General features: G+C 71.0%; 11 protein-coding genes. 10 read left to right on the top strand and 1 reads right to left on the bottom strand.

Annotated features, from left to right (window positions below; genetic code table 11):
• Window positions 1–8 precede the first annotated feature (8 nt).
• From BIU95_RS10665 to mfd, 4 genes are all read left to right on the top strand, one after another.
• Window positions 9–983 carry a hypothetical protein gene (locus tag BIU95_RS10665; protein ID WP_042537724.1) on the top strand — a complete coding sequence of 325 codons (975 nt, stop codon included), beginning with the start codon at window positions 9–11 and terminating at the stop codon, window positions 981–983.
• A gap of 328 nt (window positions 984–1,311) precedes the next feature.
• A complete protein-coding gene (locus tag BIU95_RS10660; RefSeq protein WP_017886755.1) occupies window positions 1,312–1,935 on the top strand; it encodes a 50S ribosomal protein L25/general stress protein Ctc in 624 nt (207 codons plus the stop codon).
• 30 nt (window positions 1,936–1,965) lie between these two features.
• Window positions 1,966–2,550, top strand: coding sequence for an aminoacyl-tRNA hydrolase (gene pth, locus BIU95_RS10655; RefSeq protein WP_017886754.1), 585 nt, complete (start codon window positions 1,966–1,968; stop codon window positions 2,548–2,550).
• Between the two features lie 69 nt (window positions 2,551–2,619).
• Window positions 2,620–6,228, top strand: a complete 3,609-nt coding sequence (mfd, locus tag BIU95_RS10650; protein WP_071251652.1) for a transcription-repair coupling factor — start codon at window positions 2,620–2,622, stop codon at window positions 6,226–6,228.
• 98 nt (window positions 6,229–6,326) lie between these two features.
• On the opposite strand, the gene nhaA is transcribed toward mfd, so the two are convergent.
• The gene (nhaA, locus tag BIU95_RS10645; protein WP_017886752.1) at window positions 6,327–7,505 is read right to left on the bottom strand and encodes a Na+/H+ antiporter NhaA; all 1,179 of its coding nucleotides are present in this window, start codon (window positions 7,503–7,505) and stop codon (window positions 6,327–6,329) included.
• A gap of 90 nt (window positions 7,506–7,595) precedes the next feature.
• Here nhaA and BIU95_RS10640 point away from each other — a divergent pair, with 90 nt between their 5' ends.
• From BIU95_RS10640 to BIU95_RS10615, 6 genes are all read left to right on the top strand, one after another.
• Window positions 7,596–8,291 carry a MazG family protein gene (locus BIU95_RS10640; protein WP_017886751.1) on the top strand — a complete coding sequence of 232 codons (696 nt, stop codon included), beginning with the start codon at window positions 7,596–7,598 and terminating at the stop codon, window positions 8,289–8,291.
• 284 nt (window positions 8,292–8,575) lie between these two features.
• Window positions 8,576–9,820 carry a histidine--tRNA ligase gene (gene hisS, locus BIU95_RS10635; protein ID WP_031259502.1) on the top strand — a complete coding sequence of 415 codons (1,245 nt, stop codon included), beginning with the start codon at window positions 8,576–8,578 and terminating at the stop codon, window positions 9,818–9,820.
• A 123-nt stretch (window positions 9,821–9,943) separates the two neighbouring features.
• Window positions 9,944–11,227, top strand: a complete 1,284-nt coding sequence (gene eno / locus BIU95_RS10630) for a phosphopyruvate hydratase (RefSeq protein ID WP_017886749.1) — start codon at window positions 9,944–9,946, stop codon at window positions 11,225–11,227.
• Window positions 11,228–11,729: 502 nt separating this feature from the next.
• Window positions 11,730–12,263, top strand: a complete 534-nt coding sequence (locus BIU95_RS10625; RefSeq protein ID WP_052481662.1) for a septum formation initiator family protein — start codon at window positions 11,730–11,732, stop codon at window positions 12,261–12,263.
• Window positions 12,264–12,331: 68 nt separating this feature from the next.
• The gene (locus BIU95_RS10620; protein ID WP_042537715.1) at window positions 12,332–12,880 is read left to right on the top strand and encodes a DUF501 domain-containing protein; all 549 of its coding nucleotides are present in this window, start codon (window positions 12,332–12,334) and stop codon (window positions 12,878–12,880) included.
• 40 nt (window positions 12,881–12,920) lie between these two features.
• Window positions 12,921–14,396 carry an NAD(P)/FAD-dependent oxidoreductase gene (locus tag BIU95_RS10615; protein WP_071251651.1) on the top strand — a complete coding sequence of 492 codons (1,476 nt, stop codon included), beginning with the start codon at window positions 12,921–12,923 and terminating at the stop codon, window positions 14,394–14,396.
• Window positions 14,397–14,407: the final 11 nt, after the last annotated feature.

Genomic DNA, 14,407 nt, shown 5'->3' with positions numbered 1-14,407 from the left:
GGGGAACCATGCAGATCACGAACCGCGTCGCGAAGACCGGCACCCTCGTCGTCGTCCTCGCCGGACTGGCCACCGCGGTCGTCCACGGGTTGCCCGAACGCGCCGACGTCGCGGTCGCACCCACCGTCGAACAGGACAGCACCGCGTGGGCGATGCCGCTCGACGCCTTCGTCGCACCGGCCTCGTCGAAGACCACGTACGCAGAGGACCTCGTGGCCGAGCCCTGCCTGCGGAAGGCCGGCATCGACGATCCGGCGCCCTGGGCGACCGCGGCCGGGCTGCAGGCCGACGACGACGCGGCAGACACCGCCGCCCGGGCGAACCCGTCACCCGCACTCGCGACCACCCGGCCCCTCACCGCGGCGCTCGCCGAGACCCGCGGCTACCACGGGTCGTCCGTGGCCGGTGCGAACCAGGCGGGCATGCGGAAGTGGGGGTACGACCCCGACCGCCAGGCGGCGTTCGCGGCACTCCCGGACGACGTGGCCGCCCGCTGCTGGAAGGCCGCCCGGAAGACCCTCGGTACCACGCTGCGCGGCACCGAGCAGGCGGCCTCCGAGCTCGCCCAGCGCCTGACGTACCTGGCTGCGTTGGACGCACGTCAGGACGACACGGTCCGGACGGCGGCGGCCGAGTGGCGCACCTGCATGGCGCCGTCCGGTGTGCCGGACCTGCCGGAGGGGCCGGAGGGCATGCCGACCCCCTCGATGCACGTCAGCGTCCGTGACGGCGACCAGGTCGTCCTGTTCTCGGACGACCCGGGGAAGGCCGAGGTCGCCGTCGCCGAACGGGACGTCGCGTGCCAGGAGTCCTCCGGCTACCGCAGCGCGCTGTACGCGGCGGAGTGGGAACGGCTGCTGCACGTCACCGCGACCGACGCCGCCGTGCTCCGGAAGGGGTCGACCCGGCAACCGCAGGTGGATGCCCGCCTCGACCGGGTGATCGCGCGGCTCGCGCCGGCGGCGCCGGCCGGGATCGACTGACGCGGCGGTCGCGGGGAGCGGTCCTGGGGGGAGCGCCCCGCGCCCGTCGCATGGGGACGACGGACAGGAGGCCCGTGGCGGGACAGCCACGGGCCTCCTGTCCGTCCCGGTTGGCGTCCGGACCGTGCCGCGCGACACGCCCGGACGGTACTGCTAGACTCGGTCCCTGACTTCGGCGAGGGCTGCGTACGCGCGGCCGTGATCGACGCGGTGGGATACCCGGCAAGACCCTGGGATCGTTCCTCACGCGTGCACGCGTTCGAGTTGCAACACCACAGACCCCCACGATGCCGGCACCCCGGCGTCGTCCCCGACACCAGGAGGCACCATGGCCGACTACACCAAGCTCGCAGCGGAAGTCCGCACCAAGTTCGGCAAGGGCGCTGCTCGCAAGCTCCGCGCGGCCGACAAGATCCCCGCCGTCGTCTACGGCCACGGGACCGAGCCGAAGCACATCTCGCTGCCCGGTCACGAGACCATGCTGCTCGTCCGTACCGCCAACGCGGTCGTCGACCTCGACATCGAGGGTGCTGCCCAGCTCGCCCTCGTCAAGGACGTCCAGCGTGACCCGGTGCGTCAGATCATCGAGCACATCGACCTCGTGGTCCTCCGCCGTGGCGAGAAGGTCACGGTCGACGTGCCCGTCGTCATCGAGGGCGAGTCCTTCTCCGGCACCATCCACGTGCAGGACCTCAACACGATCTCGCTGCTCGTGCTCGCCACCGACATCCCGGAGCACGTCTCCGTGAACGTCGAGGGCCTCGAGGACGGCGTGCAGATCCACGCCTCGCAGCTCGAGCTCCCCGAGGGCGCCGAGCTCGAGACCGACCCCGAGGCGCTCGTCGTCGCGATCGTCACCCCGCGTGGCACCGCTGACGACGACGCTGCGGACGAAGCCTCGGCCGAGGCCGGCGCCGAGTCGGGTGCCGAGGGCGCCGCGGACGCCGAGTAACACCCCCTTCGAAGACATCTGGTCGACGCTGTGACGGACAACATCCTCGTGGTGGTCGGGCTCGGTAACCCCGGGCCCGACTACGCGGGCAACCGCCACAACGTCGGCCAGATGGTCCTCGACGAACTCGCGTCCCGCATGGGTGCGACGTTCAAGAAGCACAAGACGCCGAACCAGGTCGCCGAGGGGCGCCTGGTGCCCGGCGGCACACGACTCGTGCTGGCGAAGCCCGGGTCGTTCATGAACACCTCGGGCGGACCGGTCTCCTCGGTGCTCGGGTTCTACAGCGCCACCCCGGCCGACCTCGTCGTCGTGCACGATGAGCTCGACCTGCCGTTCGACACCGTCCGCCTGAAGGGTAGTGGCGGGCACGGCGGGCACAACGGGCTGCGCGACATCATCAAGGCCACCGGGACGAACGAGTTCATGCGCGTCCGGGTCGGCATCGGGCGTCCGCCCGGTCGGCAGGACCCGGCCGACTACGTGCTGCGTGACTTCTCCGCAGCCGAGAAGAAGACGCTCCCGATCCTGCTGGCCGACGCCGCCGACGCGGTCGAGGCGATCGCCGAGGTCGGCCTGCTCGCCGCACAGCAGCGCGTGCACGCTCCGTCTTGAGTGTTCCGCGCTGTTCGCCCGTCGCGCACGGCGCGGTCGGCGTCGGTGGTGGCCGGTACCATCTCCTGAGTGACGATCTCGGGCATCATCCCTGCGCTCTCGCGCGCCTCCGCCTTCGATCGCGTGCTGCGCGCCGCACCGCGCGACGCCGACTTCTCCGTCGTGGACGGCCTGCGCGTGCCGCTGCTCGGTGCGCTGCTCGCCGAGCGCAACGGTCCGCAGTGCGTCCTCGTCATCACGGCGACTGGGCGTGAAGCCGAAGCGGTCCGCGAAGCGTTCGGCAGCTACGTCCCCGACGCCGAGGTGCTCGAGTTCCCCGCGTGGGAGACCCTGCCGCACGAGCGTCTCAGCCCGAGCCCCCAGACCGTCGGCACACGCATCGCGACGCTCCGCAAGCTCGCTGCGTGGCAGGCGACGGACCCGACCGAGCGGCGCCAGACCGTCGTCGTCGCGAGCGTCCGAGCCGCGCTGCAGCCGATCGCGAGCAACCTGACGTCCCTGGCGCCGGTGGTGCTCCGGACCGACTCGCGGGGCAACGACCTGGCGGCGATCTCGGCGCAGCTGGTGGACCTCGCCTACTCGCGCGTCGACCTCGTCACCCGCCGTGGTGAGTTCGCGGTGCGCGGTGGCATCCTCGACGTCTTCCCGCCGGCGGCCGACCACCCGGCGCGTGTCGACTTCTTCGGCGACGAGATCGAGGCGATCAAGGCGTTCTCCGTCGCCGACCAGCGCACCACCGAGGACGACCTCGGTTCGGTCGAGCTGACCGCCTCGCGCGAACTCCTGCTCAGCGAGGAAGTCCGGCAGCGGGCCCGCGAGATGCTGCACGAGTTCCCGAACCTGTCCCAGATGCTCGCGAAGATCGCCGAGGGCATCCCGGTCGAGGGCATGGAGTCGCTCGCTCCGGCGCTCGTGCAGGACCTCGTTCCGATGACCTCCTACCTGCCGGACGACGCCACCATCGCGGTGTTCTCGCCCGAGCGGGTGAACGGCCGCGCGAACAGCCTGGCCGAGACGAACACCGAGTTCCTGCAGGCGGCCTGGAGCGCAGCGGTCGCCGGGGCACAGGCCCCGATCGACCTCGACGCGGGCAACTTCCTGACCGTGCAGCAGCTCAAGAACACCCGCGGGCAGCGCACCTGGTGGACGGTGTCGCCGTTCGACTCCGGCCTCGACGAAGGGGACACCGAGCGCGTCCTCACCGACGCCGAGGCCGCTGCCGAAGCCGGCGAGTACATCCGCGTCCGGGCGGAGGCGGTGCCGAGCTTCGCGGGCAGCGCCGACGGGGCGATCGCGCACGTCAAGTCGCTGACCGACGACGGGTGGGCGGTCGTGGTGACCGCGCAGGGGCAGGGCCTCGTCGAACGTGCGGTCCAGGTGCTGGCCGACGCCGGGGTCGCTGCCCGTGCCGCAGCGGTCGACGCGCCGCCCGAGCCGGGGTTCGCCGTCGTGACGACCGCGACCGTCGAGCACGGCTTCGCCATCCCCGACCCCCGCATCGCGGTCCTGAGCGAGGCCGAGTTCTACGGCCGCAGCGTCCAGCAGGGGGCCCGCACCGTCAAGAAGCTCGCGAGCCGGCGCAAGAACGTCGTCGACCCGCTGCAGCTCAAGCCGGGCGACGTCGTCGTGCACGCGACCCACGGCATCGGCAAGTTCGTCGAGCTCGTCAGCCGCGAAGTGAGCTCGGGTGGACGCAACGCGGTGAAGACGCAGCGCGAGTACCTCGTGCTCGAGTACGCGCCGTCGAAGCGCAACTACCCGGGCGACAAGCTCTTCGTGCCGACCGACCAGCTCGACCAGCTGTCCCGCTACGTCGGTGGTGAGTCCCCGACCCTGTCGAAGATGGGCGGCTCGGACTGGTCCGCCGCCAAGTCGAAGGCGCGCAAGGCCGTCCGCGACATCGCCGTCGACCTGGTCAAGCTGTACTCGGCGCGGATGGCGTCGAAGGGGCACGCGTTCGGTCCCGACACCCCGTGGCAGCGCGAGTTGGAAGAGGCGTTCCCGTTCGCCGAGACCGCCGACCAGCTCACCACGATCGACGAGATCAAGCGCGACATGGAACGGCCGATCCCGATGGACCGCCTGCTCTCCGGCGACGTCGGCTACGGCAAGACCGAGGTCGCGATCCGCGCCGCGTTCAAGGCCGTGCAGGACGGCAAGCAGGTCGTCATGCTCGTCCCGACGACCCTGCTCGTCCGCCAGCACATGGAGACCTTCCAGGAGCGCTTCGCCGGGTTCCCGGTGCACCTGCGCGCCCTGAGCCGGTTCCAGACCGAGAAGGAGTCGAAGGAGACCATCGCCGGGCTCGCCGACGGCACGGTCGACATCGTCATCGCGACCCACCGGATCCTGTCGCAGGGCATCACCTTCAAGGACGTCGGTCTCGTCATCATCGACGAGGAACAGCGGTTCGGCGTCGAGCACAAGGACCAGCTCAAGAAGTTCAAGACGAACGTCGACGTGCTGGCGATGTCGGCGACCCCGATCCCGCGCTCGCTCGAGATGGCGGTCACGGGCATCCGCGAGATGTCGACCCTGGCCACCCCGCCAGAGGACCGGCACCCCATCCTGACCTTCGTCGGGCCGCAGTCCGACCTGCAGGTCGCCGCCGCAATCCGCCGCGAGCTCCTGCGTGAGGGCCAGGTGTTCTACGTGCACAACCGGGTGAAGGACATCCAGGGCGTCGCCGCGCACCTGGCCGAGATCGTGCCGGACGCCCGCATCGCCGTGGCGCACGGGCAGATGTCGGAGACCACCCTCGAGCAGGTCATGGTCGACTTCTGGGAGCGTCGCTTCGACGTCCTCGTCTCGACGACGATCATCGAGACCGGTCTCGACATCGCGAACGCCAACACGCTCATCATCGACAAGGCCGACAAGTACGGGCTGTCGCAGCTGCACCAGCTGCGCGGTCGGGTCGGCCGTGGCCGCGAGCGCGGGTACGCGTACTTCCTCTACGACTCCGACAAGCCGCTGTCCGAGACCGCACAGGACCGCCTCGAGACCATCGCCGCGAACAACGAGCTCGGTGCGGGCATGCAGGTCGCCATGAAGGACCTCGAGATCCGCGGGGCGGGCAACCTGCTCGGTGGTGAGCAGTCCGGCCACATCGCGGGTGTCGGGTTCGACCTGTACCTCCGGATGATCGGCGAGGCGGTGTCGCAGTTCCGTGGCGACGTCGCCGAGGGGCAGACCGAGCTCCGGCTCGAGATCCCCGTCGACGCGCACATCCCCGAGGACTACGTCGAGTCCGAGCGGCTCCGGCTCGAGGCGTACCAGAAGCTGTCGGCGGCCTCGGCCCCGACGGCGCAGCCGAACGCGATCGACATGGTGCTCGACGAGCTCACCGACCGCTACGGGCAGCCGCCGCAGGCCGTGCAGACCCTGGTCGAGGTCTCCCGCCTGCGTCGGATGGCGCAGCAGGTCGGCTTGTCCGACGTCGTCGTGATGGGTTCCAACCTGCGGGTTGCCGGCAAGGAACTCGCCGACTCGTCACAGGTGCGCCTGAAGCGCATGTTCCCGGGGGCCCGCTGGTTCCCGCAGCAGAACGCGTCGAGCATCCCCGTGCCGCGCCCGCACGACCAGGCGCTGCCGGACGACGCCCTCATCCAGTGGGTGGAGAGCATCCTCACCGCCGTGTACGGGGCGACGACCCCGGCGGAGGCGCCGGCCGCGTAGACGCGGCCCGTCACGGACTGGTCCACGGCGCGCACGCCGCTCGCGACGATCCACGCGTCGAACGACGCGTGCCGTGTCGCGGAACGGGTGCGAAGCCGCTACTCGGTGTCCTCGGCCTCGGACAGTTCGCGGCGCGCGCGGTACGCCCGCGCACGCAGGGTGACGACGACCGCCGACGCGACGATGGCGATGCCCGATCCGACGAGCACGGCGAGGACGCCCTCGTCGAGGATCTCCTCGTTGCGGGCGAACGCCAGCTCGTTCATGAGCAGCGACACCGTGAACCCGATGCCGCCGAGCACGCCGACGGTGATGATCGAGAAGAACGACAGCGACGAGCGGCCGGGGGAGCGGAAGATCCGCGTGGCGATCGTGCCGAACAGGGTGATGCCGATCACCTTGCCGACCGGTAGCGCGAGGACGACCGCCCAGAACGTGGGCGAGAGCTCGCTGATGCCGACCGCGGGGATGATGACGGCGGCCGACGCGAACGCGAACACCGGCAGCACGATCGCGTTCGACCACGGCTCGACGTTCTCGTGCAGGGTGTGGCCCGGACGGCGGGGCAGCACGAGCCCGAGCGCGACGCCGGCGATGGTGGCGTGCACACCGGAGTGGTAGACGAGCCACCAGGTCAGGAGCCCGACGACGACCATCGCCACGATGAGCAGCGTCTGCCCGGATCGCCCCGGACGGAGCATCCGGCCGAGCAGCCAGAACACCGCGAGCGTGACGACGGCACCGGCGAGGGCCAGGAAGTCGGTGTCGTGGGCGAACACCACGGCGATGATGATGATCGCGATGAGGTCGTCGAGGACGGCCAGCGCGAGCAGGAACACCCGGATGCCGCTCGGCAGCCCGCGACCGAACATGGCGAGCACCCCGAGCGCGAACGCGATGTCCGTCGCCGTCGGGATCGGCCACCCGTGCGTGTACTGCGTGCCCGCGGTGACGAGCAGGAAGATGCCGGCCGGGACGAGCACACCGCCGACCGCGGCGATGGCGGGGATGATCGCGGTCTTGGGGTTCGACAGCTCACCGTCGACGAGTTCCTGCTTCAGCTCGATCGCGACGAGCAGGAAGAAGACCGCGAGCAGGCCGTCGCTGATCCAGTGCGCGATCGACAGGTCGAGGCCCAGCGCACCGAGCGGCAGGTGCGCGTCGAGGAGCCGTTCGAGGCCGGGGCCGATCGGGGAGTTCGCCACGACCAGGCCGAGCACGGCGGCGGTGAGGAGCGCGATGGCGCTGAAGCGGGGGGAGCGGACGAGGGACGACATGGATCTCCGTCTCGAGGGGTCGGGTGAGTGTCCGTCGACCAGACTTCCCGACACACCACCGCCAGTCTACGGGAGTGGGACCATGGCCGGATGACCGCCGTACCGGACCTCGTGACCGTCGTCGACCGCCTGCTCGCCGAGGACGGCGGGTGCGTCTGGAACCGGGCGCAGACCCACGCCTCACTCGCCCGGTACGCCGTCGAGGAGTCGTACGAACTCGTCGACGCCATCGACGACGGCGACCCGGCCGACGTCCGCGAGGAGCTCGGCGACCTGCTCTACCAGGTGGTCCTGCACGCGGGGATCGCCGCCCGGGCGGGGGACTTCACGCTCGAGGACGTCGCCGCCGGGGTGCGTGACAAGATGACCAGGCGGCACCCGCACGTGTTCGGTGACGAGACGGCGGACACCGTCGAGGACGTCGTGCGGGTCTGGCGTGCGGCGAAGGCGTCCGAGAAGGCGAGCCGGCGGAGTGCGTTCGACGGGGTGCCGCGGGCGATGCCGCCGCTGGAGCGTGCGGTGAAGCTGTTGGAACGGCTGCAGGAGCGTGGGGACGCCGACGCGGTCGTCGCCTCCGTCGTCGGGGCCGGTTCCGGCGTCGGCCTGGAGGCCCGTGGTGCGTCCGCCGCGCTGGCGGCGGACGACGGGGTGGGCACGGCCGACCCCGTGTGGGGGCGAGCGGTGCTCGGGGAGATCGCGGCTGCGGCGGGGCTCGGGGTGGACCCGGTCGCGAGTCTGCGCGCCGCGGTGACGGAGCTCGAGGAGGCCGGTCGCGCTGCAGAGTGATCCCGGGTGCGCGAGGTCGCTCCGGGCTCGGAGGATCCGGGCGGGAGAGAACGGGCGCCCTCCCAACCCGAAAAAGAGAGGGCGCCCGTGAGCGGGCGTCGGCTCCACCAGGGAGAGGGGCCGACAGGGAAGCCCGCTCGAACCGCGGGACGCACTGCAGCACGTCGCCCCGCGAACGATCCGGAACGTGGATCAGGCACGATCCGGACCGAGGTTCTGCATGCAGTATGCCAGTGGATCGGAAGGCGCGCAAGCCGGGGCGGCCGTCTGCCAGAATTGGCCGCATGGCAACGACCGTGACGGCACCCCGTGGCATGCGTGACTTCCTCCCGGCGGACAAGGCCCGGCGCGAGCACGTGCTCGGTGTCGTGCGGGACGTCTACTCGCGGCACGGTTTCGACGAGATCGAGACCCCGGTGGTGGAGGACGCTGCGCGGCTGCACTCCGGGCTGGGTGGCGACAACGAGAAGCTGGCGTTCGCGGTGATGAAGCGCGGGCTGACCACCGAGGACCTGCAGGGCGCCGAGGCCCCGCTGGACCTCGCCGACCTCGGTCTGCGGTTCGACCTGACCGTTCCCCTCGCACGCTTCTACGCCTCGCACCGTGCGGAGCTGCCGTCGGTCTTCCGTTCCGTGCAGATCGCCCCGGTCTGGCGTGCCGAGCGTCCGCAGAAGGGCCGCTACCGCCAGTTCGTGCAGTGCGACATCGACATCCTGGGGGAGCCCGGGCAGCTCGCCGAGATCGAGCTCATCCGCGCGACGACGGCGGCCCTCGACGCCCTGGGTGTCAGTGGCACGACGATCCGGATCAACGACCGCCGGATCCTCCTGGCACTCCTCGCGTCGTGGGGGATCACCGAGCCCGCTGCTGCCGACCGCGCGCTCATCACGATCGACAAGCTCGACAAGGTCGGCGCGGACGGCGTTGCGGCGGAACTCCGCAGCACCGTGGGCGCCGACCTGCCCGGGCTCGAGGACACCATCCGTGCGCTCGAGGCCGCGGACTGGACGTCGGTCGAGGGCGCGCCGTGGCTCGACGCCGAGGCCTTCGCCGACCTGCTCCGCCTGCGCGAGGCGCTGCCCGGGGTGGACCTGCGGTTCGACCCGACGCTCGTGCGCGGCATGGGCTACTACACGGGCACGATCTTCGAGGTCGCGCACCCCGACTTCGGCTACAGCCTCGGTGGCGGTGGCCGGTACGACGGCATGATCGGCCGGTTCCTCGGGCAGGACGTCCCCGCCGTCGGGTTCTCGCTCGGCTTCGAACGGCTCGTCGACCTGGTGACCCTGCCGGAGTCGGCCGAGGCCGACGCCGTCGTGCTCGTGTACGACAAGGACGTCGACCCGGTCCGGCTCGCCGCGCTGAAGACCGAGGCGCTGGCGTCCCACCGGCGCGTCCGGCTCGAGCGCCGCACGAAGAACACGAAGAACCTGCTCGCCGGCCTCGCCGCGCAGGGCTTCACGGCATTCGCGACCGTCTCGGCCGACACCGCGTCGCTCGAGGGCGTCGCGTTCCGCCCGCTCGACTGAGCACCCAGTCCCCGTTCCAGCACGGACTCGTCCACAGGTCGGCGTCACGGCCGACGTCGTGTTCACCTCCGCTCGCTAGGATCGACACCGCAATCACCACAACCAATGTGTAGGGAGTACCCCGTGGCCCTGATCGATGCCGTAGGCGCACGCGAAGTCCTCGATTCCCGAGGCAACCCGACGGTCGAGGTCGAGGTCCTCCTCGACGACGGCGTCGTGTCCCGCGCGCTCGTCCCGTCCGGTGCATCCACCGGCGCGTTCGAGGCGTACGAGCTCCGCGACGGCGACGCCTCGCGCTACGGCGGCAGGGGCGTGCTCAAGGCCGTCGACGCCGTCCTCGACGAGATCGGCCCGGCGCTCGAGGGCTTCGACGCCACCGACCAGCGCCTCGTCGACGCCGCGCTCATCGAGCTCGACGGCACCGAGAACAAGTCCCGCCTCGGCGCGAACGCGATCCTCGGTGCCTCGCTCGCCGTCGCCCGTGCCGCAGCCGACTCGGTCGACCTGCCGCTGTTCCGCTACCTCGGCGGCCCGAACGCGCACACGCTGCCCGTCCCGCTGATGAACGTCGTCAACGGCGGTGCCCACGCGGACACCAACGTCGACATCCAGGAGTTCTTCCTGGTGCCGTACGGCGCCGAGTCCTTCTCCGAGGCACTCCGCTGGGGCGTCGAGACCTACCACGCCCTCAAGGGCGAGCTGAAGAAGCAGGGCCTGGCCACCGGCCTCGGCGACGAGGGTGGCTTCGCGCCCGAGCTCGCGTCGAACCGCGCCGCGCTCGACTTCCTGCTCACCGCGATCGAGAAGGCCGGCTACACGCCCGGCAAGGACATCGCCGTCGGCCTCGACGTCGCGTCCACCGAGTTCTTCTCGGACGGCAAGTACCAGTTCGAGGGCAAGCAGCTCTCGAGCCAGGAGTTCACCTCCTACTTCGCCGAGCTCGTCGCGAACTACCCCCTCGTCACCATCGAGGACCCGCTGGCCGAGGACGACTGGGAAGGCTGGTCGCACCTGACCGCCGAACTCGGCGACAAGGTCCAGATCGTCGGCGACGACCTGTTCGTCACGAACCCGAAGCGTCTGCAGCGGGGCATCGACGAGAAGGCCGCGAACTCGATCCTCGTCAAGGTCAACCAGATCGGCACGCTCACCGAGACCCTCGACGCGGTCTCGCTCGCGCACCGTCACGGCCTGACCTCGATCCTGTCGCACCGCTCCGGCGAGACCGAGGACACCACGATCGCGGACATCGCGGTCGCGGTCGACGGTGGTCAGATCAAGACCGGCGCCCCGGCCCGCTCGGACCGTGTCGCGAAGTACAACCAGCTGCTCCGCATCGAGGAAGAGCTCGGCGACGCCGCGGTGTACGCCGGCCGTTCGGCCTTCCCGCGCGCCGCTTCGCTGTAACCAGGCCGGCCAGCAGCACCCGCACCACCGAGACGCCGTCCTCCTCCACGAGGACGGCGTCTCGTCGTGTGTGCGGCCCCGGAGTGCCGAGCGGTCAGCACGCGCCGTGCGGTCAGGACGTGCCGAGCGGTCAGGACGTGCCGCGCGCGCTGCGTCGAGTGGTCACGAGTCGTCGGCTGGCCCGGGCCCGGACGACAGGACGTGACCACCGGACGTGCGTCGGGCGGTGTGTGGTGACCACTCCGAGTGCGGGGCGGACGGACGGGCCGGAGCCGTGCCTCCCGGCTGCCTCGATCGGACCCGGACCCGCCCGCCGCCGGCGTCACGCCGTCGTGTCAGCCTGACGCCGCGAAGTCCGTGAGACGCCGTCGAATCCGGAGGCGTCTCGACGAGACGACGGCGTCTTCTGCTGGGCAGCACCGTGGGACGCGAGACGCTGAGAGGGCGCCGAACGGCCGCGTGCCGGGCTGCCCGACCGACCAGCCCGGGTTATCGTCGGACCGTGCCCAGCCAGAAGCCCCGCGTCCGCCGCGTCCCCGTGGCGATGCCCGACGGCAGCACGCCCGCGCACCCCTGGTACCGCTCGATCCACTTCTCCGGGTTCAGCCTGCTCATGCTCGCGATCATCGTGCTGTTCGTGGTGGTGCTCGCGCCGTCGCTCCGGACGCTCATCCAGCAGCAGGAGCAGATCGCCCAGCAGCAGCAGGAGGTCGCCAACCAGAAGGCCGACGTCACGCAGAAGAAGCAGGACGTCGCGCGCTGGGACGACCCGGCCTACATCGAGGCGCAGGCCCGCGACCGGCTGCTCTACGTGTACCCGGGCGAGGAGAGCTACCTCGTGATGGGCACCGAGGACAAGCGGGCCGCGAAGACCCCGACCACCGAATCCGGCACCCCCGTGAGCGCCAAGGTGCAGACCCCCAAGGTCGACTGGGTGCAGGCGATGCTCTCGTCGGTGATGCAGTCCGGACTGACGGACGAGCGTGCTGCCGACCTCGTCGCCCCCGACGTCTCCGGTACGGGCGACAGCAAGTAGTCCGAGGCGCGGAGCCGTCCGGGCCGACGGTGCGCGGGGTTCCGCTTCTCCGGTAGGCTCACGTTCCCGTGACGACCCCTCCCTTCGACCCGCCCTCCGACCGCGACGTCCAGGTCGTGTCGGCGCAGCTCGGCCGACCGGCACGTGACGTCATCGGGATCGCGGCACGCTGCGTCTGTGGCAACCCCACCGTCGTCTCCACGAAGCCCCGGCTGTCGAACGGCACCCCGTTCCCGACGTTCTACTACCTGTGCCACCCCGCGGCCACCGCTGCGGTCAGCACCCTCGAGGCCAACCAGGTCATGCCCGAGCTGGCAGCCCTGCTCGAGGACCCCGCAGTCGCCGCGCAGTACCGCGCGGCCCACCAGGCCTACCTGGCCGACCGCGAGTCGATCGAACACGTCGACGAGATCGACGGCATCAGCGCCGGTGGCATGCCCACCCGCGTGAAGTGCCTGCACGCCCTCGTCGGACACGCCCTCGCCGCCGGACCCGGCGTCAACCCCATCGGCGACCTCGCGCTGGAGCGCGCGGACTGGTCGCCCTCCCGGTGTGTGTGCCGGGCGTATGATGACGGTGCAGACGCTGGAGTCGGGGCGGGTGGCGGCGAAGTCTGACCCGACTCCCGCACACCCCCATCCAAGGAGATCATCCCCCGTGCCCAAGATCCTCGTCGTCGGCGGCGGTTACGCCGGTTTCTACACCGCATGGAAGCTCGAAAAGCACCTTCGCCAGGGCGAAGCCGAGGTCGTCATGGTGGACCCGCTGCCGTACATGACGTACCAGCCGTTCCTGCCCGAGGTCGCCGCCGGTTCGATCGAGCCGCGTCACGCGGTCGTCGCGCACCGCCGTCACCTCAAGAAGACGCGCGTCGTCACGGCGAAGGTCACCAAGGTCGACCACGCCACCAAGACGGCGACGATCACCCCCACCGAGGGCGAGGCGTGGGAGGAGTCCTACGACCAGATCGTCATGACCGCCGGCGCGGTGTCCCGCACGTTCCCGATCCCGGGCGTCGCGGACGAGGCCATCGGCCTGAAGACCATCGAGGAAGCCGCGTCCATCCGTGACCGCATCCTCAGCAACTTCCACAAGGCGGCGAACCTGCCGGCCGGTCCCGAGCGCGACCGCCTGCTCACCGTCGTCGTCGTCGGTGGTGGCTTCGCCGGCATCGAGGTGTTCGCCGAGCTCCGCTCCTTCGTCACCGACCTGCTGAAGAGCCACCCGCAGCTGTCCTTCGACGACACGCACTTCCACCTGGTCGAGGCGATGGGCCGCATCATGCCCGAGGTCTCGCTGGAGACCTCGCACTGGGTGCTCAAGAACCTCGCCGAGCGCGGCGCGACCGTGCACCTCGAGACGCAGCTGGCCTCGGCCGTCGGCGGCGTCTGCGAGCTCAAGACGAGCGACGGCGCGATCGAGACGATCCCGTCCGACCTCATCATCTGGACCGCCGGCGTGATGGCGAACCCGATGGTCAAGGGCACCGACTTCCCGCTCGAGCAGCGTGGCCGCATCCGCGTGCAGCCCGACCTGCGCGTGGTCGACGACAACGGCGTGATCGCCGACGCATGGGCCTGCGGCGACGTCGCAGCCGTGCCGGACCTGACCGGTGGCGGTGTCGGCGGGTTCTGCGTGCCGAACGCCCAGCACGCCGTGCGCCAGGCCAAGCAGCTCGCGAAGAACGTCGTCGCGACCATCCGTGGCGAGGCGACGACCGACTACAAGCACGAGAACCTCGGTGCCGTCGCGGGCCTCGGCCTGGGCACCGGTGTGTTCCAGTCCGGCAAGTTCGCCATGAAGGGCTTCCTGGCCTGGGGAGCACACCGTGGCTACCACGGCCTGGCCATGCCGTCGTGGGAGCGCAAGTGGCGCGTCATCGGCGACTGGGTCGGTGGCTTCTTCCTGGGCCGCGACATCGTGTCGCTCGACGACCGCGAGGCCCCGCGTGCCGCGTTCGAGGCGTTCGCGTCCCGTCCGAAGCCCGCTGCCGAGGCCCCGGCTGCGCCCGCCGCAGCCCCCGCTCCGGAAGAGGGCAAGGTCGCCGGTGCCGCCGGCCCCGTCTACGGCGAGCCCGCGAAGGACGTCTCCAACGCCCCCGAGCCGGTGACGGCCCCGGCCGACGCCAAGTAGCACCGCTCGCC

This window comes from Curtobacterium sp. MCBA15_007 (genome assembly GCF_001864905.1).
Lineage (GTDB): Bacteria > Actinomycetota > Actinomycetes > Actinomycetales > Microbacteriaceae > Curtobacterium > Curtobacterium poinsettiae.
This window is presented reverse-complemented; position numbering and strand designations above follow the sequence as displayed.

Bases quoted from the DNA above. Each gene is read 5' to 3' on its own strand.
- BIU95_RS10665 (WP_042537724.1), top strand. From the start codon at position 9: ATGCAGATCACGAACCGCGTCGCGAAGACCGGCACCCTCGTCGTCGTC.
- BIU95_RS10660 (WP_017886755.1), top strand. From the start codon at position 1,312: ATGGCCGACTACACCAAGCTCGCAGCGGAAGTCCGCACCAAGTTCGGC.
- nhaA (WP_017886752.1), bottom strand. From the start codon at position 7,505: ATGTCGTCCCTCGTCCGCTCCCCCCGCTTCAGCGCCATCGCGCTCCTC.
- BIU95_RS10640 (WP_017886751.1), top strand. From the start codon at position 7,596: ATGACCGCCGTACCGGACCTCGTGACCGTCGTCGACCGCCTGCTCGCC.
- hisS (WP_031259502.1), top strand. From the start codon at position 8,576: ATGGCAACGACCGTGACGGCACCCCGTGGCATGCGTGACTTCCTCCCG.